Consider the following 23,851-nt stretch of genomic DNA (forward strand, 5'->3'; position numbering starts at 1 on the left):
CCGTCCTTCTTCTCATTCGGCCATGTTTGGAGGTTAGCAATCGATGACTACGATACAAGTGGGAGTTTGCGGCTGGGGAGATCAGCACGAATTGTACGTACAAGGTGTACGCAATCGAGACAAGCTGTCCGTATATGCCAGCCACTTTCCCATTGTAGAGGTGGATAGTTCTTTTTACGCTATTTTACCACAGCGAAATTATGAATCGTGGGTGAAGGATACACCTGAACGATTTGGATTTATCGTCAAGCCTCATCAAGGGATGACGGGACATCAACGAGGGGACGCTTCGGGAAGCAGACGGGAATTGTTTCGTCAGTTCGAAGAGAGCATTCAGCCAGTCGTGGAGGCTGGCAAGCTCAAAGCATTGCTGTTTCAGTTTCCACCGTGGTTCGATTGTACCCGAGAGCATGTCCAGTATGTGACCGCTTGCCGCCAAGCCATGCAGGCGTATCCGTTTGCGGTGGAGTTTCGCCATCAAACCTGGTTTGAAGCACGGTATTCGGAGCGAACGCTGGATTTCTTGCACAAGATCGAAGCGACACATGTCGTATGTGATGAACCACAAGTGGGAAAAGGCTCAGTCCCGATTGTTCCTGCCGTGACGAAGGCATCCTTGGCGTTGGTTCGCTTTCATGGGCGCAACAAAGCAGGCTGGCGAGATCCCGGAGAGGGACAAAATTGGCGTGATGTCCGTTATTTATATCGATACAGTGAGACAGAGCTTGCAGAGTGGGTTGAACACATCAGACTGCTCGAACAGGAAGCGGATGAAGTCTGCATTTTGTTCAACAATAACTCTGGAGGAGATGCAGCAGCGAATGCGAAGCAGTTTTCGGAGATGCTTGGCCTTGCACCTACTGGTCTGAATCCTCGTCAGATGGACCTGTTCTCCACGTAGCAAGAAAGAAGGGGAGTTTCATGCTTGTAGTAATTGCCATCTTATTTGTCATCATCGGAGTCGTGGCTGGCGTCATTGGCAGTATCGCGGGTCTGGGTGGTGGGATTTTTTTCGTGCCTGCTCTGCTGTATTTTGCGAACTGGTACATGCCTGGATCGATGAATCCGCAAGTAGCGGCCGCGACTTCGCTGATCGTGATTGCGGTAACCGCCCTTTCTTCCTCCCTTTCTTTTCTCAAGCAAAAAAAAGTAGATAAAGAGAGTGCTATGCTCTTTTTTATTGGGAGTGCGCCGGGTGCTATTGTGGGCGTGTATCTTAATACATTACTAGCAGTGGAGGGCTTTTCGCTGCTGTTTGGCTTGTTTCAGCTCTGCATGTTCGTCGTATTGATGGTCAAAGACAAAATCAAGCCACGCAGCATTGAGTGGGAAGTCCAACGCCACTTCATCGACAACGAAGGAAATGAATATGTGTACGGGTATAGCAAATGGTCCGTGATTACGATTGCCTTCTTTGTCGGGATTACCTCGTCGCTATTTGGCGTGGGGGGCGGCATCCTGATGGTTCCAGCCATGATGATTTTGTTTCGCTTTCCGCCACACATTGCGACGGCTACGTCCATGCTAGTCATCTTTTTATCAGCGGTGGTTGGATCAATCACGAATATCTTCCATGACAACGTACACTGGCTGTATGCAGCGATGCTCGCGCCAGGGGCATGGGCGGGCGGAAAGCTCGGAGCGATTGCCGCCAGTAAGATGAAGGGGCGTACCATCGTGCTGTTTTTGCGTGTTCTGATATTGGGAATTGCTATACAAATGATCGGGGAAGCGATTTTTGGATAATAAGACGAGAGGGAGGGGAAAGTCGTGGCTGACACCTGTACCTTACACATTTTGCACACGAATGACTTGCACAGCCATTTTGATACGATGCCGCGAATTGCAACCTGCCTGAGGATGCACCGAGAAGAGTGGGAGGGCAGGGGAGAGCATGTGCTGACGGTCGATATTGGAGACCATATGGATCGAATGGATATCCGATCGGAAGCGAGCTTTGGGAAAATTAACGTCGAGATCATGAACCGAAGCGGGATTCAATACGCGACGATCGGAAACAACGAAGGCATCACACTCCCAAAAGACAAGCTGAATGAACTGTATACAGATGCACGCTTCCCGATCATTACGGGCAATCTGTTTGAACCGACAACAAATGCTGTCCCGTCTTGGGCTGTACCATATGTTATTCATACCATAGGTGAGCTGCGGCTGGCGATCTTGGGAATGACGATTCCTTTTGGCCCCTCCTATCAAAGTATGGGATGGGAGATCAAGGAACCGATCCCGATTTTGCGTGAGCAGATTGCAGCGCTGCGCTCGTCTGTGGATGTTGTCATTTTGCTATCGCATCTCGGCTATCAGACAGATTGTGTGCTGGCTAATGAAGTCGATGGGCTGGAGATCATTTTGGGCGGACACTCTCACCGGGCTCTTCCTCATGGAGAACGCCTGGGAGGCACCTTGATCACACAAGCGGGGCGATTTGGTGAGTATGTGGGTCATGTAAAGCTCGTTTGGGACGGGAAACGTAAAAGGATTACAGAAGTGCAAGCAGAGCTTTTTCAGACAGAACAGTATCAGGTAGACGAATCAGTAAGCCAGTTCATTGAGAGTGAAAAAGTATGGGCAGAGAATCGTTTGTTTCAGCCGATTGTTCAACTGGAGCAAGACATGCACATAGGCTGGACGGAGGAGACTCCCTATGGTTCCTTCATCGCAGCGAGTATTCGCAAATGGACGGATGCTGAGATCGGCATGGCAAATGGAGGACTATTGCTTGCAGATTTGCCGCGGGGTAGCTTGTCTTTTGCCGATTTGCTGCACAGTATGCCCCATCCGATCAATGCCTGTGCGGTCACGATTACAGGCGCGCAGCTCACCACCGTTCTGGAGCAAGCCATTCAACCGGAAATGGTTCATCGGGAGCTGCGAGGGTACGGTTTTCGCGGGAAAATAGAAGGCTGGATGTGTGTGGACGGATTGCGCATCCGCTACAGTGAGGATGACCAGCCGCAAATTATCCAAATTGAAGTCAACGGCCAACCGCTTGATCGCGAGCGATTGTATCGAGTGGGGACGATCGACATGTTTATGTACAATCGCATGTTTCCCGATTTGCTGCTCGGCAGTGAGCTTACGTTTTTCTTACCCGAGATGCTGCGTGAAGTGCTCGCCACCACGATAAAGGACCAGCAGATGCTGCAAAATGCGTTTCGACCACGTTGGGAAAAGATATCGTCAACGTTAAAAAACCAATCGTAGAGACCGGTTTTTCGGGAATGCTATCGAAAACGGGAGGAGACGAGCGATGCGTTTCATTGATGAAGTATACGGGCTGTACAGGGGACATTTTAATGGCGATGAAGAGGACATTACAGCAGTTGTCGTCGGCATTCTCGCAGAGCAGTCTCGGGATGATTTGTTGGATTTGGTCGAGGAAATGGACGAGGAAGAGCTGTTTCACATGCTCGCAACGTATATGATTGATGTCATGAAACGAAAAGTCGCGATGGAGGATGAGCACTTTCCGACAAGCGTCATGCATTAAAATAAGATCAAGTTCAGGACTACATCGTGATCAAAAGATAACTTTTTGAACGACCGTATGGAAACCTCACATTTCTCTTTTGAGCATCATAGGATGGTAACGCCAACAGACAGGAGAGAAAAGGAGGAATCTTGATGGTCGAGGTAGTGCCAATCCACTTTCCAGAGGGGACGGCTATTGCTGTCACTGTGCGTTTGCCCAAGACAACGCTATTGGCTGTAACGACCGATCATGGCTACATCATGTGTGGAGCGCTGGATGTGGGGCTATTAAATGAACGGTTAGCAGCGAGAGAAATTCTTGCTGGTCGTGCGGTAGGGGTCAAGACCATACAGGAATTGCTGGATGCGCCACTGGAGTCTGTGACGACGACGGCGGAACAGAAGGGGATTACGGCTGGTATGACTGGTCGAGATGCTGTCGTGAAAATGCTGTAAAACAACAAATGGTTTGCCGATAGAAAAACCTTTGTCCCATGACAAAGGTTTTTACGTTTTCTCGAGCCTTGTTTACCAACGGGCTGATTGCTCTTCACAGATTCCGATCTTGCTTTGCACCGCAATTATTTTTCCATCAGATGTTGAGAGGGTCCCGTCATAACGGCCGATTACTTGATGCAGAGTGGTTCGCACCAACGCAAAATTTTTGTGCTCGGTTCGAGCAAAGAGCGGCGTAAAGGTGAGGCGTACCGCAGAAGATTCTTCACTCGCAAGCGTCCAAGGGAGCATCCGGTTGTCAGGATCGTAGGAAAAACGAATTTGTTCACTCAGCTTGTAGAGGACACTATCAATCATCAAGCCATTTTCCGTCATGCCCGTTCCGTCCGTCCAGCCTCTGCCAAAGTTAAAGCCTGCGACCCCATCCGCGTGACGAAAAGAGCAGGTCGTCCAGTTCCATCGGGTGTGATACGGCCAAACGCCACGTCCAAAATCCAGACTGGCAAAAGAGTTCTGCCGATCGAGCAAATAGGTTTTCCCGTTATAGGCAATGGTGCCGTGCACAGGCCGGGCCGTTTGCTTCGATGTGAACTGAAAGCGCTCCGCACTCCACGGTATCACGACATTTAAGGACTCGGATGCCGGATCAATCACGATGTTGAGCAAGAGAGCTTTATTGCCGGGACAAATGGCAGTGGCTTCTACGCTCGTTCCGCTGGTTCCTGGCTGAAAGGAAACAGAGAGCTTGCGACTCGCAAAATGGCAAGCCTCATCTACAGTGGCACCAAGCCGAATCCCTGCGCCAAAAGGAACCGTAACGGCACTGTCTGCGGTCTCCCCTGTCGTCAGATCGATAAAATGGACAAAGACAATGCCAGCATAATCCAGATTGACCATCGCAATCGACATCGCACAATCAGGCGCGGTGATAAACCAAAAATTCCATTTTTTCCGGCGAAGCCAATGCCCGCTAAATTGGCAGTCATGCAACGGATAGCGGGACCAGCCAATCGCTTCGGGAAGCAAGCAGCCATCCTGGTCACATAATGAAAGAGGCTGCGTTAATTCTTTTTCGATAAGCGGCATACAATCATCTCCCTTGCAAACAAGGATTCTTCCAGACAAACTTTTCTCAACTGTCTTTCCACGGTAGACATAAAAAGAAAATCTAGAAAAAATTTCATGTAGAATCAAGTCGAATCACGCTATAATAGGGATACCCTGAGGAAAGGCGAAGGAAGGAAATGCGACTGAAATCCATTCAAAAATGCCAGCCGGGTGATAAATTGGCTCGTTCCATCTATACAGAGAATGGAACGATTCTCGTTGGGGCCGGAGTAGAACTAACTCAACGAATGATCACTCGACTCAAAAACAAAAACGTGAACAGTCTCTACATTCAAGACAAGCGCACCGATGATATCATCGTGGAGACAGTCATTTCCGAAAATACTCGCAGACAAGCAATGTCCATGATTCACGATACATTCCGAACCGTTCATCAAGTCCCGGACAAATGGCAGCAGCTTTTTTCGGAAAAGGGTTTGGGACGTAAGCTGCGGGATGTCATGCAAACCGTTGCGGATGAATTAAACAGCAGTGATTCAGCCATGAATTTATTGGCAGATGCTTGCGCCTTCGACAATTACATATTCACGCACTCCTTTAACGTTGCTTTGTATAGCACAGCTCTCGCCATAAATACTGGCTGTTCGGAAAAAGATGTGTTGGAGATTAGTATTGGCGGTATGCTCCACGACATTGGAAAAGTGCATATCCCAGACAACATTTTGCAAAAGCCGGGCCGCCTTACGCAAGAAGAATTTGAAGTCATGAAAAGACATACAGAGATCGGTTTTGAAATGCTTCGTCGGCAAGACGACATCCCGTTGCTTGCAGCCCACTGCGCTTTTCAACATCACGAGCGCTGGGATGGCTCCGGTTATCCACGGCACCTGAAAAAAGAAGAGATTCATCCATTTGGTCGCTTGATGGCTGTGGCTGATGTATTTGATGCCCTTACGTCGCATCGGGTATACCGTCGCGGAATGCTTCCTCACGAAGCAATGGAGGTGCTCTACTCCGGGTCAGGCAAACTGTTTGACCAAGTCTATGTAGAGGCTTTGCGAAATACGATTGCACTCTACCCTGTTGGTCTGACCGTCACCCTGAACAATGGTATGACTGGTGTTGTTGTTGATTCGAACAAAGGAATGCCGAGCCGTCCGATCGTCAGAGTTTTGGTGGATGAGGAAGGGCGGGATATCGAGCATCCCTATGAGTGTGACTTGTCCAAAATGCTGACGCTCATGATCATCACTTGTGGCGATTTGGTATAATCAGAGCCAGTCCTTCTTTTTAAAAATGATAAACATCGTCGTCCCGATAGCCGCCATACATCCCAGTACGATGTAGTAGCCGTAGGGTGAATGCAGCTCAGGCATCACATCAAAGTTCATCCCGTATATACCGGTCACAATCGTCAACGGCATAAAAATCGTTGTCAAGGCGGTAAAAACACGCATAATATCGTTGGCTCTGCCAGCAAGCGCTGCTTGATATGCTTCGCGCAAGTTCCCGATGAGGTCGCGAAAAGCTTCAAAGCTCTCTACAATTTTGCTAGCATCCTCTACAATATCGCCAAAGTACTTCCGTAGATAAGGTTGAATCAGCGGGAGTTCTTTTTTATGTAAGGCGTCAATCAAATCCCGCTGGGGAACGAGCATTTTACGGGCATATAAGATTTCACTGCGCAGCCCAATAATTTGATCCAGATGGGATTTTTTCGTGTGCATCAAAATTTGTTCTTCCAGATCTTCTAGCAGGTCCTCAATTTTTTCGGTCACATCGAAATAACGATCGACAATTTGATCTACCAAGTAGTACAGAAACGCATCGGGGCGATTGACTTCTTTTTCCCGGATGATCGACAGCATGGTAGTGAATTCGGGGGCCTCCTGCTTCGTTACAGTGATGATGGTGCTACTGCCCCAAAAAATATTGATCTCACGCAAGAAGATATCATGATTGTGGAAGGTAATGCCATTGATGACCATAAAGTAATGATCATCGTAATTTTGGAGCTTGGGCCGCTGTTCTTCCTCGTCGATGCAGTCCTCGACAGCCAGATGATGGAGTCCAAACAGCGGCTGTAAAATATCCAAATCGAATGGCGTGGCATGAATCCAATAAAACCCGTTCACAGGTGGAGTAGCAGCCTCTTCGATGTCTTCTACCTCAGTGATGATTCCGTTTTGTACGAGTCTGATCTTCATGTTCGATTCTCCTGCAAGTGGATTCGGTTGCGGCGGGTAGACGGGGCCAGATTTGTGTGAGAATCAGTTCATAAGCAGAGCGAAGTGCTCGGCGGCTAGGCGGAGCCTTTGATATGCGCTCTAGCTTGGGAGTCGTCATGCAAGTTCGCCTCCTCGATGAAAGCCTTCATCCTATATGTATGAACGTCAACTCGTCCGCTTTCCCGCTACGGCTAGTGATGGTAATTCCTTTTGATTCGTACTCATGCGAACCTCCGCACGTTTTATTGCCATAGTGTTCCTTACTTTCTACATTCCCTCTCAATTATTTTACCGTGTAGGACGGTATGACCAAAGCCATTTTTTGCATACTACAGATAAGCTGAGCAGATGAAAAGGTGGATGTCGACATGTGGACAAGCAAGAGGGCAAGTATGATTGGTTGTATCGTATGGTTGTTGACAGGAGCCGGTTGGGGACAAGCTGCTCTTGCCTTGGAGGCGAGAGACGTACAGCCTCCTCCGACTGTGTTTGAGGAAATCCAGATTAAACGGCAGGATGTGACAGGCGATGGTAAGCCAGATCTTATAACGCTGCTAGGAAAGAGATTTGCAGCAGACAGTCCTTACTTCGAACACTTAAAAATCATGGTTCAAGACCCCGTTGCGAAAAAAACAACCTTTTTTACAACACCGTATGGCGCCTATCAGCCGGAGATGTTCTTTTGTGATTTTACCGGAGGGGGTGTGCAACAAATTTTGCTTCAGGCACCGACTGGGGGCAGCGCAGGGACGTCTGAGTTTTATTTGTTCGCAGACAAGGACAACAAGCCGGCGATTCTGCCTGTTCCGCAGCCCTTGACGATTTCGGGCTCCTATCAGGATCATTACAAAGTACCTTTGACGATCAAGGAGACGGGGGAAACTGTCGTTCTTGATTTGTCTGACCGCAAAAAAATCTACGAAGAAAATGGGGTATACAAGAACGGGAAGCTGGTTTCGCCAGTAGAGGTCTTGCCTAACACATTCAGCGTACTCAAGCCCATCGATGAGAACCGCGATGGCATCTGTGAACTAAAAGGAGAACAGAGAGTCAGCGGTGTTGCCAACGCGGATACGATCGCCTATGTGGAGTCGTACTGGAAATGGGACAAGACAAGCTGGAAGCTGCAACGGGCAGTCGTGAGGAAAGCGGAAATGTAGGGGGTTACTAGGCTCACACAACCGTCCATAGCCCATGTGGGCGGTTTACACCCGTTTGTAAAGGGGTATATAATTGAAAGGATATTCTAGAGATATATGTACTCGGATAAAAGGAGTTCAGGCTATGAGCACATGTCCGTTTTCCACCTTTTTCGGATTGAAAGGGAAAGGAAAAAGTGAATCTTTTTTTCAGGGGGTGAAGGAAAAGGGGGAAGTACAAATTGTAGGGAAAGGCACCCTCGCGAAGCAACTAGCAATGATCAACCTGACCGAAGAAGAACTGAGCATTGTGAAAGCACTTCAGCCACTTATCATTCAAAATATTGACGCTATTGTCGACTACTTTTATGCCAGTATTGAAAATGAACCGCTTTTAATGATGATTGTAAACGAAAACAGCACGATTGAACGGTTGAAATTAACGTTGAACCGCCATATCTGCGAAATGTTTAGCGGACGCATCGACAGCGCTTACATTGAACAGCGCAGTAGAATTGCGGTTATTCATATGCGAATTGGCTTGGAACCAAAATGGTACTTGGGTGCATTCCAAAACTTGCAGGTTTCCTTGATGGATCTCTTGCAAAAAAACATCACGAACAAGGATGAGTTCGTACAAGCCCTCACGGCCGTCACGAAGATTCTCAGCATCGAACAGCAAATTGTGCTGGAGGAATATGAAAACGAGCATGAAAAGGCGCGTCGAGCGGAACAAGACAAAAAGGACGAGCTGCGGATCCTCCTGACCAATTCCGCGCATGAGCTGGCAGCGGTCTCAGAAGAAAACAGCGCGTCTGTTGTGCAATTGACAGAACAGTCGAGAGAAGTGCTTCGTTTTGCTGAAAATGGCACGGGCTTTTCCACGAAAGCACAAGACCTGTCCCGTGAAGGTAAAAAAAAGCTAGAAAAACAACAGGAACAAATGTGCTTGATTCAGAGCAGCGTCAAGCAAATCTCGGATGAAATGAATGCGATGGAGAAAAACGCAGAAAAAATCCAAGGGATTGTAGAGGTCGTGACGGCGATTGCGGAGCAGACAAATCTTTTGGCTTTAAATGCAGCGATTGAAGCAGCACGTGCTGGCGAACAGGGACGCGGATTCGCTGTCGTAGCCGATGAGGTACGCAAGCTGGCAGAACAGACCAAAAAGTCAGTCTTCGGTGTGCGTGAGCTGATCGAGAAGACGAACCAACAGACAGTAGTCCTCTCGTCTGTCGTTATAGAAATTCAGACGCTGGTGCAATCAAGCACTGCGGTAGTAAACGAGACGAATGCCTTTTTTGAAGGAATCATGAGCGCTGTCTCAGACGGTAAAGAGCAGAGCTCACGGATTCAGCGGGAGCTGGAAAACTTCTTCAAAGTCATGGAGGATATGAACCAAGCGGTGGCACAGGTAGCCAGCTCTGCGGATGAGCTATCGGAAATAACAGAAAACTTGTAAACAAACAAAAATCAGTAGTAAGTTGGCGGTTCAAAGGGACAATATTGGCGGCAATTACGCAATGGAGGACTGTAAACGTTTAAGGAAATAACTGGACTTTGTCCATTGTTGCGAATGGCATGAATTTCCCCAGGCTCTACAAAATAGTATTCACCCGTGCTGACATGAGTTGTTTGTGCTCGTTGTACTTCATTTTCATTATTCGTTTGGACATAAATCATATTTGTTAGCGTACCTGAGACTACCAATTCCCATCCAAAAGAGTCACCGTGATTATGCGGGATGGATTCTTGATCTGTCGGCAGATGGATCAACACAACTTCTACATGTGGCGTGGAGAATAATACTTTGCGTCCATAGGGTAGGTTTAGCGGCTCCGGGATGTATGGACCGAGTTGTTCCATGCAAGGAGACAGAGAGATGAGAGCGTGTCTAAGCTGGGAAGGAGTAGGCGAAACGAGGGAGCCAAATGCTTGTTCCAGACGTTCCAGATTCATAAATAACCTCCCAAACGAAAGTCATACTTCCTACACCATATGATCAAATTTCAAGAGTAGTGATAGCCTGAGCTTGACCAGAAAAGGGAATTATTTACCATTATTATTACATTGTAAATCAACAGGATTACTTGAGTTTAGGGCGCTTTTAGAGAAAAGCGTCCTTTTTTGTGCTATCGACAATCAGCTCACTCACCACCTATTATGAAGGTACGGTAACAAATGCCGTACAGGACGATTTGGGGAAACGTCCCCCATCAAAATGTTTCAAGAACGGAAGCTTTTTTGGATTTTCATTCAAGAGGAGGCATGCGCATGTCAACTGCCATAATCAGTGTACGCACCCACTAGAGGGGGGCGTTGATTCAAACCACCTGTCATGATCGGGGAGGTTTGGATGCAGATGAATAAGAAATGGTTTTTGTATGTCAATGCGTTGTCATCCTTGGGATCACGGATGAATTTGATCGCGTGTAGCGCGTTGATATTTACATTTGAACATAGTGCTTATTGGTTGACCGCTTTTTTTGTTGCAAGACAACTAGGGGGGATGCTGTTTAGTCCCTTGGCAGGCATATTGGCTGATCGAATGGACAGAAGGCGAACCATGATCGCAAGCGACATGGGGGCAGGTCTTGCTATTTTGGCCATCGCTTTTTATCCGACGCCGTATGTATTAATCGCAGCGGCTTTTCTCAATGGAATGCTGTATACGCTATTTCACATTAGCTTTCAGGCATCCCTGCCACAAATATTTGGGAGTGAGCAACTGCTCCAAATCAATGGATTAAAGGTCAGGCTGGAGTCATTGGTAGGCATCATGGGCTTCATGCTGGGAGGATGGCTGACAGATCACTCTGGTTATACAATGGTGATCGCTTTGGATGCCGCCAGCTTTCTTTTCTCTGCGTGGATTCTAACGAAACTTTGCTGGGAGGAGAAGGGGAACACGGCGCTTGCTACGTCATCTGATGCGGATATCAGAGGAAAAGCAGCGAACGGCTTTCGTGTCACCCTTCGCTACTTGCGGGAAACACCGGTGCTTCTGACGATTAGCCTGCTAGCTTTTCCCGTATCGCTCAGTACGTCTGCGTATAATTACGGGCTGCCTTTTTTGGCGGATCAATTGCGTGGTAGTGATGCTACCCTGCACGGATTGATGTGGACCGCGATGAGCGTCGGGGGCTTGATTGGCTCCTATGTGGCTGCTCGTTTGCGGGTAAAGCTGGTGAATGGGATGCTCGCTACTTATGCTGTTTTTTCTGTGGGGATTGTAGGGGCATTCGCGGCAAACCATGCTGTGTCTGTGCTATTGCTTTTGGTTTTCGCGGGTCTATTTTCTGGGGCAGCACAGGTGTATGAGAGCACACTTTTGCAACAAGCCCAAAATGATCTACGCGGCAAAGTGATGGGAGTGCAGGGGCTCTTGAGTAGAAGTGGGTACTTCGCTGGTTTTCTCATGGCTCCATTTTTGGCGGGTGCCTTCACTTTATTTGGGATGCTGGTCTTTGCCCAATTGATGTTTGTCGCAGGGCTGGTTGGATTTTGCTTGTATCTCGTTTTTTCTCTCCAAAAATAGAAATTAGCCTCCCATATACACGTAGTCTTTTTTCCACCTTCTAACCATAGGATTTACCAGTTGGGAGGTGTCGGGATTGGCCTTATTTCGACCCCGTCGGCGTTGGAGAAACCCGCTTTCACGTACGAAAGCGTTTTTGATCGCGTTGGTTATCTTTTTTGTTTTGACGATACAGACCCTTGTGTTTTTGCAAAATCGATTGGAGCCTACTCTCTTGATCCTGGCGACGCAAAAAGCTGAGCAATTGGCAAAAGAAGCGATAACAGATGCCGTAACCAAGCGGATTTCGCAGCAAGGCGTCGACTTCAATCAGATTGTCAAAATTGAGAAGAACAACAAGGGGCAGATTCAGGCATATCAGTTCAACTTCAAGGAATATGCGAGAATCGTGGGCGAAACAACAGCGAGAGTCCAGAACAAGCTCCAAGAGTTTGAGCAAGAAAAAGTTGACCGAACGATCCCGCTTGGTTTGGCAACTGGGAACTCCTTTTTGGCGTCGATGGGGCCGAAATTGCCAGTGACTTTCGTGCCCATTGGTTCGGTCAAGACCAAGCTGGAAACAGAGCTGAAGGAAGCAGGCATCAATATGGTGCTGGCGACGGTTTATATTTTCGTGGAGGTCGACCTGCGCATCGTCATCCCTTTTGCGACTGAGCAGCAGACGGTCACGACGAAAATCCCGATTACCCACTCCTTGATCATTGGAGATGTACCGACCTATTTGTACAACAACCCGGAAGGCAAGCCGGATGTGCCGCGGATCCCTGGGGATACACCGAACAGCACTCCTTAATCGCGGAATAGGAAAAGCGGCAGCTCTTGGCTGTCGCTTTTTTGTGTGCACCCAACAGGGATTGTCAGCGCAAATCTAGACTTGTATGATACAGGTAAAATCCTTCGAGAATAAGCTTGAGGAGGAAATTGGATGAATTTCGCTAAGATAGTTGAGGGTATATGGGGAAAGAATTGGTCTTGTTCAGAGGATATGGAACAAGATATAGAGTGTGATACGGCTCTCTTAGATCATAGTCACCTTGTGGCGGAACGTTTCCCACAAAAAAGTTTTAATCTGGATAGATTCCCCTTGCAAATTAAAAATCAAACTGTGTTTGAACAGGTAAATATCTTTTTTGATAGGACGGATGATAATCCTACCCTAATTTCCTATCTAAGAGAAGAAGAGAAATTTAAACAGGTATTCCGTAAACTTTGGGCATACAATTCAGTTTGGATTGAAACAACATTACCTAATGTAAACGTGGAAATGGCAGCAAATGCTCTAGATAGTGAGAATAAAAAAATAAGGGTTAAAGAAATTCATTTACAATTGAAAGCATCTGGTAGTAAGAGCATGAAAATAAATCATCTACATGATTTTGAATTATTCCTTGAGTTAGGGCTTCGTGAGAAAGTCTCTACCGTGTTTGTATTTGAAGATATGAAGATTTGTGTATGGTCAAATTTTGATTTTACGTTACCTTTGTATTCGGATGATGATAAATACACGGAGCTACTCCAAAGGATTTGTACTACGGAGGGAATATATTTGCGCTCATTAACGGATTGATCATAGCTGGAAATGGGCAGCGAACGCTAAGAGCCGCCGAAAAAGCGACAGCGCACTGCTGTTGCTTTTTGTCGTGCGAGTAAACTGAATATGACGCAACCACCGTGGACTCAACAAATTCAAAGTCTGGAGGAAGAACTTGGCGTGAAGCTGTTGGAGAGGAACAAGAGACAGGTTCGTTTTACGGTAGCAGGCACGATGCTGGTTAACACCATAAAGGGATTTCGAGAGGTTTTCCCGTGGTGGAGCGGTCTCTATATAGAAATGACATCTACCGAGCAACGGAAAGCTTTAGAGGATGGGAAAATGGATGTTGGCTTCCTTCGCGTGGCAGAACCGTCTATCCATATCACTTCGCCTTATGCCCTTGACCCAGTTGGTTCCGTGAAAGATGTCCTAATTAGGGGATGAAACCTTTTCAATATCGGTTGATTGAGTTTACACAAAAATCTTGACAGACCCTTAATTTCTAATCTGAATTATCCTTTGAAACAACCCATTTTAAGCTTGGATCTTCAAACATTTTTTTAAAATTATTTTGATTCACGATCTTATAATCACCCTCTTTACTAATCATCACATAATTTTTATCAACGAATACTGCCATGCTCAACTTTTCTACTCCATTAACATATATTCGTACTCTATAGTCACCATCTATCTCTGTAAAATTCTCTTTTTTCAGTTCCACAACTGATAATTCATTCAAAATTTTATCTACCATTTCCTTATTTGTAACGGAAACTCTTGCACTATCAGATTCTCTACGAATGTCAATACGAACTTCATCATTTTTCGTGATCTGATTTAATGCCTTTTCATTAAGAGATGTATATTTCATCCTATCAAATGCATAAAAAAGACCAGCAATCACAATAATTAAAACTACAGTCAAAATTATTCTCTTTTTATTCAAAATTGAGACACCCTTCCCAAAATATACTTATACTCGATTCCACAAAGTTCAATCAAGACTATATTCCTATAAAAATGTAAAAATTTCAAACTATATCCAATGATGAATTTTTATGAAACGTTTACGTATACTTTCCCGCCTCATGACATGAGGCTCCTCGATGACCTTTGCCCAAGAAGCTGAAAAGCCCCTTGAGAACCGCGTTCTTCGTCAAGTTAAATTGAGAAGTGTCTTTTGAGCAACTACAAGCGGTCCTTTTTGTGTTTTTTAACTTAGATTTGGAGTAGGGGTTGTTTGAAAAACGGTAGACCTCTTTGTTAAATTATGCATGATTGCATAATTTAACAAATTTTGCATAGGTAACTATTACCAAATCGTTATGTCTGTGTTATCATATAAAAAATTATAAACGATAAATTTTTTTAGGGGGCTTTGTATGTCTACGCAAATCGGAGATTTACTCCATGCCTACCGACGACGGGAAAATATATCGTTGAATGAGCTTGCAGAGCGTACAGACATGAGCAAGACAGCACTTTCCAAGATCGAATCAGGGGAGACAAAGCAACCAGGGTTTTCCCAATGGAAGAGGATTGCAAGCGTCATCAAAATCCCGTCAGTCGACGTAATCACCGCATATCTGGAAAACACGGAAAGACCTGCGACACTTCAATTACTGCTGAAAGAGGCTCTGGCTCTCGACAGCAAACAGCTAGTACAGCGGACTGCTCAGAAGCTACTGGACACACCGAAACTGGACACATTCCACGGGTTGGACTATCTCCTACGGGTGGCGAACGAGGCAGAGGATCAGAGTGCTAAACTGGCCTTGTACGACGTGCTGATCGACTTCACACGAAAGCGCGGCATACCATTCTATCTAGCAAAGGGACTCTACGAGCGCTATATGCTCGAAAGGGACGACTTTTCACGGTTTGAGGAAACCTACCGCAGAGGAAAGGAATTGCTGCACTACGTCGACCAACTACAGCCACCTGATCGCCTTGACTACTATTACCGGATGGGTGCTCACGCCTACATACTCGAATACTACGGTGAGAGTGTCGAACTATGCGGAAAGGCTATCAGCGAGGATGGAAACAAAGACAGCAAGCAAAAAGCGTCAGCTCTGATCTCGATGGGGAGCGCATACTTGCGACTGGAATATCCTATTTTGGCAGAATACTATCTGGAATTGTACGAAGAAAGTGAATACGCTGATTTTAGGAAAACGCATTTAAGAGCGCTGTTACACGCGAAAAAGGGAGAGTACGCACACGCAGTTGCGCTGTACACAGAATGCTTACAAGAAGCGAAGCCCGGTAGTCGAATTACGATTGCGAGCGATCTCCTCGATGTGTACCTTGAAGCAGAGCAGAGCGACGCAATTCAAGAGCTGATCGCCGCTGAACACACGTTTTTGACGATAGACTCCCATCCTAACAGGATTAAACATGCAGCTAGGTACTACAAGCGAAAAGGCATGTGCTTACTCTCAATAGGACAGGCAGACGCGGGAATAGACAGCCTCATGCAAAGTCTTCGCTTCTACCGTCAAATCGGCGCATTAGAAAAGGTGATAGGTGTTCTCGGCGTACTTTTCGGGTATCACCGAGAAATTGAATCGTCCTTGTCTTTAGAAAATATGGAAAAAATTATGGAAGTCTGCCATAATTAAAGATAACAAATAGGAGGTGCTGTCTATGAAAAAATGGCTATCAGGACTTATGGTTTTTGCTTTTATCTTTACCCTCAGTAACGTGCATGGCGCTTCTCAGAACGTTGACCCAGACTGGAAAAGAGTCATTATTGCAACCGTAGACCCCGATTGGTAGGGCGTAGTGCTTGTTAATGAATAAAGGGAACCTGATCATATGGTATGGGGCCGAACCGAACTGGTAAAAACCAATTTTTAGGGGAGCGTATAAATGAATGTATAAAAAGGCTACGTTTGTCCTCGCTGGCATCGGTGCGCTGCTGCTAGTCGGAAATAGCGCAGCGGCAAAAATCACTGAGGCTGAATCCTATGTTACTATCAAAAGTGCGACAAAAGAGGATTCACGGTACGATATAACGCCACAACGTTGAACAACGTCTCAAACGCTTCTATTTACAACTGAGGCTCGCTTGTATAGGGGCGATATAGTGGTAAAAGCCGCCAAAACATTCGAAAACATTTTAATCCAACGAGCTAATGAAATCTCTCACGATACGGGTATCGATCTGTCCGAATACTCTCTAATCGATAAACAAAAGGTTTTTGAAATGGACAGCGAGCTATTCGAAGGGGGACACGAGCTGACCCGAGCCAGCAGTCTTCAAGTAGGGGACTCAATGCCTCAAATCCATCTACATGAGTCAGGCGAAAGTCTGTACGTACTGAGACAGTACGCAGATGGGACGAACATGGCTGTAGAGTTCGTGTTGGAAAATGGCAAGTGGGAAAAGCAGTAACCACGAGGGGCGGCGAAAGCTGCTCTTTTTTATTGGACTTGACGGGGTAGCACCAGCAAAACGGGGATAAACACCGTTAAAGGATGTGGACAGCTAAAAAACCCATTTCTGGATGTGATGGAAGAAACGACATCTTAGCCCGTTTTCCTATATATTCGGATGATGATAAATACACGGAGCTACTCCAAAGGATGTGTACTACGGAGGGAATATATTTGCGCTCATTAACGGATTGATCATAGCTGGAAATCGGCATTGAACGCTAGGTGCCGCCGACAAGCTCACCATGATGACTGAATAGAAAAAGAGGCAGCGTACTGCTTGTCGTTTTTTGTCGTGAAGGAACAGAGAAGGTTTGACACGAATACGATTCATGAGCAAATCAAAACATGTACGCAGGCTTGTGCTGTTGTTTTGTGAAAATATAGTTATAGACTAGAAAATAAAGTAATAGCCTATGTACCCAGTGTCATACAATACACCAGAAATTGCATAATGTTGTGACAGATAGAGATGGGGGGGCCACTCACTGGCTGCGTTACTGTATACAAAAAGCCGATTGCATAAGCAATCGGCTGAGAGAAACTTTTCGCGTGTCGTGAAGACTAAAAACTCATAGGTGGTGGATCGTACCATGACACAAGTGATTGTAGTTCTGATTATATGTACTTTTGTAGCCCTGATTGCCCGAATTATTTTTCGATCAATCAAGGAGAAAAGACTTCCAAATCCACCTAACTATACCCCTTACGATGATGTAATGTCTGGAAAAGTACGCTCGGATGAAACCCGTGAAACAAATAAGAAAAACTAGACGGGTTTCCACTTTCACTTATTCAATCGATTGAAGATGATTTTGTTAATGTTTTTTCCCACTTCTCGCTCAAAAGCCTCTCGTCTAAAACCTATTTTTACTAGGCAGCTCAACCGATAAAAAATAAACAGCGCTACAACGTGCGCTGTCAGTCTACTACTTTATTTTTTTGAGAGCAGCTGTGGTGTCATCTACTTGTGCTCCGTGAGTGATCCAGTTACCCAATGAAATTTCGCATACGGACAAGCCATTTTTGCCAAGTCTCCGATATTCCATGAAGTCCTTCCTCCTTCCAATTTCAAACTGTGTATAACAAGGGAAATTAAATATATTAAATCATCATGATTACTATGAAAAACATATTATTTAGACCAATCCGTATTCATTGACCAAGGTTTGTTAATTATTCACATTTTCTGCAATCATTTGCCGCTATGATGAGAGTTGGATGTGATACCGATGAAGAAGCAAAGAAAAATCCTCTTTCTCATCTTGTTAGTGGCAGAGTCTCTGCTCGATTGGTCCAGTAGTCAGCAAAAACAGGACGACGATCTATACACGATAGGAATTGTGATTGCCAATGAAGATCGAAAAGATAAAGTAGCGGGATTGAAGGCGGGATTGAAATCGCTAGGTCTCGGCGAAGGAGTACGTGTTCAGTATGCGCCTGTTTATTTGAATACGGCTCAAACTCTTGAAGAGGAGCGATCCCTTGTCCAGGACTTGATTTCCAAAACACCTGATGTAGTCGTCACGACAGGGGCACACGAGACCTTTTTGATTCAACAGGAGACAACGGCAGTTCCCATTGTTTTTATTGGTGTTGCCTCATTGGTCGAGCTACCCCTTGTTGAGACAAAGGGGACGGTTACGTGTGGAATCAGCAATGGCCAAATGAATGTGATCGGGAAAAGGCTAGAGCTGACAACTCGTTTGTTGCCTGATGCCAAGCGCATTCTGATCATTGCCGATTCTCATGCTCCTACAACAGAGCAAGCCATCGTAGAAGCAGGGTCAGCTGCTTCCTTGCTTGGCGTTCGCTTGCAGGTGAAGCAGGTTGCTTCCCCAAAAGATTTAGAGCAATTGCTCAGTAAGCTCTCTCCAGGAGAATACGACGCCATGCTTCCTTTACCTAGCTATGTTTTGGAAGACGCGATTACCGATTGCTTGCCTCTTTTGATCGAGAAGCAATTGTTTGTCATGGGCGCATACCCTGAGCAGGTGAAGGCTGGTCTGTATGCCGCTTACGGCGTTTCTTTTCATGCACAAGGCATGCAGGCTGCTCATATGGTGGCTCGGGTATTGGATGGTGTCCCTCCTACAGAACTGTCAATCGAATGGCCGGATGACGTGCGGTTAGCTGTCAATGCTACTTCCCTGTCCAAGCTTCCCATTACCGTAACTGATCAACAGTGGTCACTGGCACAAGAATGGTATGGAGTGAGGAACAAATGAGGAGGAGCATACTACCGCGCATCAATCGACTGAAGACAAAAATGCTCCTGTTTGGGCTATGCATGTCCATCATCCCTTTTCTGATTCTTGGTTATATCAATTTGCATACCAGTAAAGAAAAGGTTCGAGAAGAGGTAGACAGAGCCAATCAGATCTACGTGGAAAATACGTTGGCGCAGTTGGATATGCTTTTTTTACATACGTCACAATCCATGCAGGTGGTCCAGCAGCGTTTTCTCAATGAGCGCCCTAGCGCTGATGATGCTTATTTTTTGTTGAATACGTTATTGAAAACCTCGCCTTACATGGAGGAGGTCGCGCTTTTTCATCAGGATGGAGAGCCGCAGTTTTTGCTGAATCGCTGGAAACACCAAAGGCTAGACGCACCTAAGGAGAGAGACAGCCAACTTCTTTCCATGATCCAGTCGGGAAAACCATACATCGGAAGCATTGTCCGATCAGCGGAAGGGAAGCTGCTGGTAACGGTCGCGATCCCGCATGTATCTGCCAACGGTGTAAAAGGCGGCATGTACGCAAAGCTCAATGTAAAACAGTTGCTCGAACAAGTTACGCTGCGAGCTCGATATGAAAACGAGGCCTATTTGTTTGTCACAGATGGGAAAAGAGATAGGTTTGCAGATCCGTTTATGCTGGGCAAGCCTTCTGATGGCTCTTTGACCTATTATGAACAAGCGGTTCCTCCCTCCTGGACACTACCAGATCGAACTGACAAGCCTGTTATCCGAACGTATCAAGCTTCCAATGGAGATGTCATGGTCAACTATGCCATGCGCTCTTCTGTCACACATTGGGTCATTATGCTGGAGCAGTCGAGCCAAACGGCGTTTGCTGCCTTTTCAAGATTGGAACAATCTCTGCTCTTTACGACCTTATTCATCGCACTTATCGTGTTGGGGATTAGCATTGTATTTTCTGTCTCGTTTAGCCGATTAATGGAAAAGATCGAATCCGCTGTGCAAAAAATCGCAGGCGGCGACTTATCCGTACGAATACCAGTGACGACCTCAGATGAAATTGGCAGGTTAGCAGCGTCCTGCAATGAAATGGCACAGAGTCTGGAGACGAAGACCAATCAGCTTCTGGAAGAAAAGAAGCGGCTTGATCTCGTCGTCAGTGGCATGGGGATGGGGCTAATTCTCGTAGATGAATCTTTTCGCATTCGCTGGATAAACCAAACAGCATCGGCGTGGTTCCAGGATACGGCTAATCTTCTGGGGAAAGACTGCCATCAGACGATTGGTCAGCAATTTAGTTCATGCAGTGGTTGCATGCTCCGAACGCGACAAATGGTAAACCAAAAACAGACTGACCTTATTTCCTCCAGAGTCGATCAGGATGGACGTATTCGTTCTTATCGACATCAGGTTTTCCCTCTGCATCCGGAGAAAGAATCGTCTGCTTTTCTGGAGGTCATCGAGGACATCACGGAGAAACGAGAGCTAGAAGCCGCAATCGCACAAGCAGACAAGCTCGCTGCTGTTGGACTCTTGGCGTCGGGAATCGCCCATGAAATTAATAATCCATTAGGCATTCTGTCGTTGTATGGACAAGACTTGCGAGACCGTTTAGTGGACGAGGATATTCGAGATTTACAGGACACAGGAGAGCTTGCTCAGTACTTGGACACGATGGACAAACAAATTAACCGTTGCAAGGAAATCACGACCCGATTGTTGCACTTCTCGGGAAAATCACCTGTTATCGCAGACAAAGTAGATATTCATCAAGTGCTATCAGACATTCTCATTCTTCTGTCTCATGAAATCCGTGTCAAACAGGTAACGGTAAACCAATCCCTGTCGGCCTCTGCTCCGTTTCTTCTTGCTACGCCTGGACAGCTTCAGCAGATCTTACTCAATCTGTTAACCAATGCGCTGTACGCGACCCAGGAGAGGGGAAATATTGAGATAGCAACTGATTCTCCATCGAATGATAGACTCCGTCTGTGGATCAGAGATGATGGATGCGGTATACCTGCAGCAGATTTGCCACATGTTTTGGAGCCGTTTTATACAACCAAGCCTCCTGGAAAAGGGACTGGTCTCGGGTTATCGGTCTGCTACGGGATTGTGACGAATTTAGGCGGAGAAATCGAGATCGAAAGTACGCCAAACATAGGCACGACTGTTACGGTCATCCTGCCGTCGGCAAAGGGGGAATGAACAAAAGATGCAAGCTGACACTCGTATACTCATTGTTGATGACGAAGCAGATTTCCGCCATCTATTAACCAATCGATTAAAGAGAAAGGGATATACCACGCTGGAAGCATCTGACGGAATCAGCGCACAAAAGCTAGTAACCAGCGAAACGATTCATGTCATTCTGCTTGATTTGAAAATGCCCGGGATGGACGGTCTCTCCTTTCTGCAATGGTGCAAGGAAGCCTTTCCTGCCATTCAAATCATTGTTGTGACGGGACACGGAACCATCGAAACAGCTATCGAAGCAATGAAACGCGGCGCCTATGATTATTTGACAAAGCCTTACAACCTCAATGAATTGGAGGTTTTGATTTCCAAGGCCGTCGAAAAACAGCTGTTGACCGAGGAAAACCAACAGTTAAGAGAAGCTCTATCGACAAACGGGAAAACGACGTTTCAAATCGTTGCGGAAAGTCCGAAGCTAAAAGAGGTACTAGCTACAGCCAAGCGAGTAGCCAGTACGGATTTTCTCGTTCTCTTAAAAGGGGAAAGTGGGACAGGGAAGGATGTCATCGCGAGACTTATTTATGAATGTAGTGAGCGAGCATCAGAGGCATTCGTACCGATCAATTTGGGGGCGATACCAGAAACGATGCTGGAAAGTGAACTATTTGGGCACGAAAAGGGAGCTTTTACAGGCGCAACTGCGCAGAAAAAAGGACTGGTAGAGATTGCTCATCGTGGGACGCTCTTTTTGGATGAAGTAGGGGACTTGCCTTTTCCTTTGCAGGTCAAGCTGCTGCGTTTTTTGGAAACCGGCGAATTTCGCCGAATAGGGAGCCCGATTTTGCACAAGGTGGATGTTCGTATCATTGCTGCTACCAATGCCGATCTGGAGAAGAAAGTGGAAGAAGGAACGTTTCGATCTGATCTATATTTTCGGCTGCATGTCATGGATATAACGATTCCACCCCTCATAGAGAGAAGAGAGGACATTTTGCCACTGTCTGCTTTCTTTTTGAATCGACTCAAGCGTAAGTATCCGGTCAAACCGCTTTCTGTGAAAGCGCAGGCAGCTCTTTTGGCCTACTCATTCCCGGGGAATGTTCGGGAGTTGGCTCATATGATCGAACGGGCTGTCGTTTTGGCAAAAGGAGAGGAGATTGAGGACAAGGATCTCTTTCCTCACGAACAGCCAGTAGCGCACAACTCGTCAGATAGGAAGCTCATTTCATCAACAGAAACGGGGGAAGAAGAGGCGTTTTTACTGAAAAATGTAGAGCGAGAACATATCAAGCATGTGTTGGACGTTCTGCAATGGAACAAGACCAAGACAGCAGAGAAGCTGGGAATCAGCGTGCGTAATCTGTATCGAAAAATCGAAGAGTACGAGCTACGACCGTGACATTTTGTCGCGTACTGAACATGACATTTTGGCATGGTCTTTTCTTTTTCTTGCTGTTTGGAATCGCCAAGTCGTTCGTTTTCCTGCTTTTATGGTTTGGCACGCCTCTTGCTACTCTCATGGTGTGAACGCACGATCAACATGGAGGAGTGAGACCTATGATCAAAAAAGAGAAGACAGGCTGGAAGAAGCTGTCGGTGCTAGTAGTGGCGATGCTGGTCTTTGCAGGCTGCGCTACACAGCAGACCGCTCAACCCACCTCAACAGCGGGTGAGGCCAAAGATAAAACAGCGAGTGGGGCAACGGGAGCGATCAGCCTCGATACCTACACCCCGCCTAGTATGGACAAGGTGCCAGAAGGACCATTGGGAGAATCGATTAAGTATGGACATAAGTTAATGAATGAAACGAGCACAGCACTCCCTGAATACACAGGGAATAAGCTCTCCTGCTCCAGTTGTCACGGTAATGCCGGAATGGATGCGACCTCCCCTTTAACGGGTGTCACCGCAGTCTATCCCCAGTACATTCCAAGGTCTGGAAAAGTGGTTACCATTGAAGATCGCATCAATGGTTGTTTTCAACGAAGCATGAACGGAAAGCCATTGCCTTACAACAGCGATGAAATGCGAGCGATGGTTGCCTATCTGTCGTATATCTCAACAGATGTACCAGTAGGAATTAAAGAGCGCCCGTGGATCGAGAAAAATGATATGAAGAGCGTACCTCAACCGAATCTAGCAAATGGAGAAGCACTCTTTCAAAAATCGTGTTTGCAATGCCATGCAGCTGATGGTTCAGGAACAGGACCAAACTCTGGACCAGCGCTATGGGGAGATAACTCTTTCAATATTGGTGCAGGTATGGCCCGAGTTTCCAAAGCTGCTGGCTACATTCAGCGCAACATGCCATTAGGGGAAATGGGCGGTATCAAGCAAGGGTCGTTAACGGATCAAGAAGCAGCGGACCTGGCAGCCTATATTTTGTCTAAGCCGCGTCCGGACTTTGCCAAAAAGGCACAAGACTGGCCAGCTGGAGGCGTTCCAAAGGACGTGCCGTATGAAGTAGACAGCGCCAAGAAGAAGCAATAGGAACTTAATATATAACCCAAAAAGGGACTGTCCCAAACGTTATAAAATGACGGAGGGATCGTC

Annotated in this window: 25 protein-coding genes; 21 read left to right on the forward strand and 4 right to left on the reverse strand. The window is 46.4% G+C overall.

The annotated features are described in order from the left end of the window. The first annotated feature begins 43 nt into the window (after positions 1-43). The 5 genes from E8L90_RS28685 to E8L90_RS28705 all read left to right on the forward strand — a co-directional run bounded on the left by E8L90_RS28685 (position 44) and on the right by E8L90_RS28705 (position 3,948). Complete coding sequence (locus E8L90_RS28685) at positions 44-901, forward strand: DUF72 domain-containing protein (protein WP_137032866.1); 858 nt, start codon at positions 44-46, stop codon at positions 899-901. Between the two features lie 20 nt (positions 902-921). Beyond that, entirely contained in the window at positions 922-1,746 is an 825-nt protein-coding gene (locus tag E8L90_RS28690) for a sulfite exporter TauE/SafE family protein (RefSeq protein ID WP_137032868.1), read from the forward strand. Between the two features lie 24 nt (positions 1,747-1,770). Continuing rightward, positions 1,771-3,225 carry a bifunctional metallophosphatase/5'-nucleotidase gene (locus E8L90_RS28695; protein ID WP_137032870.1) on the forward strand — a complete coding sequence of 485 codons (1,455 nt, stop codon included), beginning with the start codon at positions 1,771-1,773 and terminating at the stop codon, positions 3,223-3,225. A gap of 46 nt (positions 3,226-3,271) precedes the next feature. Further along, a complete protein-coding gene (locus E8L90_RS28700) occupies positions 3,272-3,511 on the forward strand; it encodes a DUF6154 family protein (protein ID WP_137032872.1) in 240 nt (79 codons plus the stop codon). A gap of 134 nt (positions 3,512-3,645) precedes the next feature. Beyond that, positions 3,646-3,948, forward strand: coding sequence for a YunC family protein (locus E8L90_RS28705; RefSeq protein WP_017251406.1), 303 nt, complete (start codon positions 3,646-3,648; stop codon positions 3,946-3,948). Between the two features lie 72 nt (positions 3,949-4,020). Here E8L90_RS28705 and E8L90_RS28710 read toward each other — a convergent pair whose 3' ends face one another. After that, on the reverse strand, positions 4,021-5,034 hold the full coding sequence (locus E8L90_RS28710) for a DUF2804 domain-containing protein (RefSeq protein ID WP_137032873.1): 1,014 nt from the start codon (positions 5,032-5,034) through the stop codon (positions 4,021-4,023). Between the two features lie 158 nt (positions 5,035-5,192). Between E8L90_RS28710 and E8L90_RS28715 the strand changes: the two genes are divergently transcribed. Further along, on the forward strand, positions 5,193-6,287 hold the full coding sequence (locus E8L90_RS28715; RefSeq protein ID WP_137032875.1) for an HD-GYP domain-containing protein: 1,095 nt from the start codon (positions 5,193-5,195) through the stop codon (positions 6,285-6,287). Here the strand turns inward: E8L90_RS28715 and corA are convergent, their stop codons facing one another. After that, a complete protein-coding gene (corA, locus tag E8L90_RS28720; RefSeq protein WP_137032877.1) occupies positions 6,288-7,223 on the reverse strand; it encodes a magnesium/cobalt transporter CorA in 936 nt (311 codons plus the stop codon). Positions 7,224-7,612: 389 nt separating this feature from the next. Between corA and E8L90_RS28725 the strand changes: the two genes are divergently transcribed. Further along, complete coding sequence (locus E8L90_RS28725) at positions 7,613-8,404, forward strand: hypothetical protein (protein WP_137032879.1); 792 nt, start codon at positions 7,613-7,615, stop codon at positions 8,402-8,404. A gap of 124 nt (positions 8,405-8,528) precedes the next feature. After that, a complete protein-coding gene (locus tag E8L90_RS28730; RefSeq protein ID WP_137032881.1) occupies positions 8,529-9,845 on the forward strand; it encodes a globin-coupled sensor protein in 1,317 nt (438 codons plus the stop codon). 11 nt (positions 9,846-9,856) lie between these two features. Here E8L90_RS28730 and E8L90_RS28735 read toward each other — a convergent pair whose 3' ends face one another. After that, a complete protein-coding gene (locus E8L90_RS28735) occupies positions 9,857-10,342 on the reverse strand; it encodes a cysteine dioxygenase (RefSeq protein ID WP_137032882.1) in 486 nt (161 codons plus the stop codon). A gap of 403 nt (positions 10,343-10,745) precedes the next feature. On the opposite strand from E8L90_RS28735, the gene E8L90_RS28740 reads away from it, so the two are divergent. From E8L90_RS28740 to E8L90_RS28755, 4 genes are all read left to right on the forward strand, one after another. After that, the gene (locus E8L90_RS28740; protein ID WP_137032884.1) at positions 10,746-11,921 is read left to right on the forward strand and encodes an MFS transporter; all 1,176 of its coding nucleotides are present in this window, start codon (positions 10,746-10,748) and stop codon (positions 11,919-11,921) included. 67 nt (positions 11,922-11,988) lie between these two features. Beyond that, positions 11,989-12,714 carry a sporulation protein YunB gene (gene yunB / locus E8L90_RS28745; RefSeq protein WP_137032886.1) on the forward strand — a complete coding sequence of 242 codons (726 nt, stop codon included), beginning with the start codon at positions 11,989-11,991 and terminating at the stop codon, positions 12,712-12,714. Positions 12,715-12,846: 132 nt separating this feature from the next. Beyond that, a complete protein-coding gene (locus E8L90_RS28750) occupies positions 12,847-13,488 on the forward strand; it encodes a hypothetical protein (RefSeq protein ID WP_137032888.1) in 642 nt (213 codons plus the stop codon). A 90-nt stretch (positions 13,489-13,578) separates the two neighbouring features. After that, on the forward strand, positions 13,579-13,899 hold the full coding sequence (locus tag E8L90_RS28755; protein ID WP_137032890.1) for a LysR family transcriptional regulator: 321 nt from the start codon (positions 13,579-13,581) through the stop codon (positions 13,897-13,899). 58 nt (positions 13,900-13,957) lie between these two features. On the opposite strand, the gene E8L90_RS28760 is transcribed toward E8L90_RS28755, so the two are convergent. Then, positions 13,958-14,404, reverse strand: a complete 447-nt coding sequence (locus E8L90_RS28760; RefSeq protein ID WP_137032892.1) for a hypothetical protein — start codon at positions 14,402-14,404, stop codon at positions 13,958-13,960. Positions 14,405-14,840: 436 nt separating this feature from the next. Here E8L90_RS28760 and E8L90_RS28765 point away from each other — a divergent pair, with 436 nt between their 5' ends. The 9 genes from E8L90_RS28765 (at position 14,841) to E8L90_RS28795 (ending at position 23,788) form a co-directional block, all read left to right on the forward strand. Continuing rightward, positions 14,841-16,082, forward strand: a complete 1,242-nt coding sequence (locus tag E8L90_RS28765; protein ID WP_137032893.1) for a helix-turn-helix domain-containing protein — start codon at positions 14,841-14,843, stop codon at positions 16,080-16,082. Positions 16,083-16,107: 25 nt separating this feature from the next. Next, the gene (locus tag E8L90_RS31170) at positions 16,108-16,239 is read left to right on the forward strand and encodes a hypothetical protein (protein ID WP_279633700.1); all 132 of its coding nucleotides are present in this window, start codon (positions 16,108-16,110) and stop codon (positions 16,237-16,239) included. Between the two features lie 97 nt (positions 16,240-16,336). Next, positions 16,337-16,492: a hypothetical protein gene (locus E8L90_RS30005; protein ID WP_162309126.1), complete on the forward strand. Its 156-nt coding sequence runs from the start codon at positions 16,337-16,339 to the stop codon at positions 16,490-16,492. Between the two features lie 57 nt (positions 16,493-16,549). Then, positions 16,550-16,858, forward strand: a complete 309-nt coding sequence (locus tag E8L90_RS28770) for a hypothetical protein (protein WP_137032895.1) — start codon at positions 16,550-16,552, stop codon at positions 16,856-16,858. A 634-nt stretch (positions 16,859-17,492) separates the two neighbouring features. Continuing rightward, positions 17,493-17,672 (forward strand): hypothetical protein, encoded by a 180-nt coding sequence (locus E8L90_RS28775; RefSeq protein ID WP_137032897.1) that lies wholly within the window; start codon positions 17,493-17,495, stop codon positions 17,670-17,672. A 459-nt stretch (positions 17,673-18,131) separates the two neighbouring features. Next, on the forward strand, positions 18,132-19,127 hold the full coding sequence (locus tag E8L90_RS28780; RefSeq protein ID WP_137032899.1) for an ABC transporter substrate-binding protein: 996 nt from the start codon (positions 18,132-18,134) through the stop codon (positions 19,125-19,127). Then, on the forward strand, positions 19,124-21,310 hold the full coding sequence (locus E8L90_RS28785; RefSeq protein ID WP_137032901.1) for a sensor histidine kinase: 2,187 nt from the start codon (positions 19,124-19,126) through the stop codon (positions 21,308-21,310). Before E8L90_RS28780 ends, E8L90_RS28785 begins: the two co-directional genes overlap by 4 nt. Before the next feature lie 7 nt (positions 21,311-21,317). Continuing rightward, complete coding sequence (locus E8L90_RS28790; protein ID WP_137032903.1) at positions 21,318-22,697, forward strand: sigma-54-dependent transcriptional regulator; 1,380 nt, start codon at positions 21,318-21,320, stop codon at positions 22,695-22,697. A gap of 158 nt (positions 22,698-22,855) precedes the next feature. After that, entirely contained in the window at positions 22,856-23,788 is a 933-nt protein-coding gene (locus E8L90_RS28795; protein ID WP_137032905.1) for a c-type cytochrome, read from the forward strand. Positions 23,789-23,851: the final 63 nt, after the last annotated feature.

The sequence above is a fragment of the Brevibacillus antibioticus genome, from assembly GCF_005217615.1.
Classification (GTDB): domain Bacteria; phylum Bacillota; class Bacilli; order Brevibacillales; family Brevibacillaceae; genus Brevibacillus; species Brevibacillus antibioticus.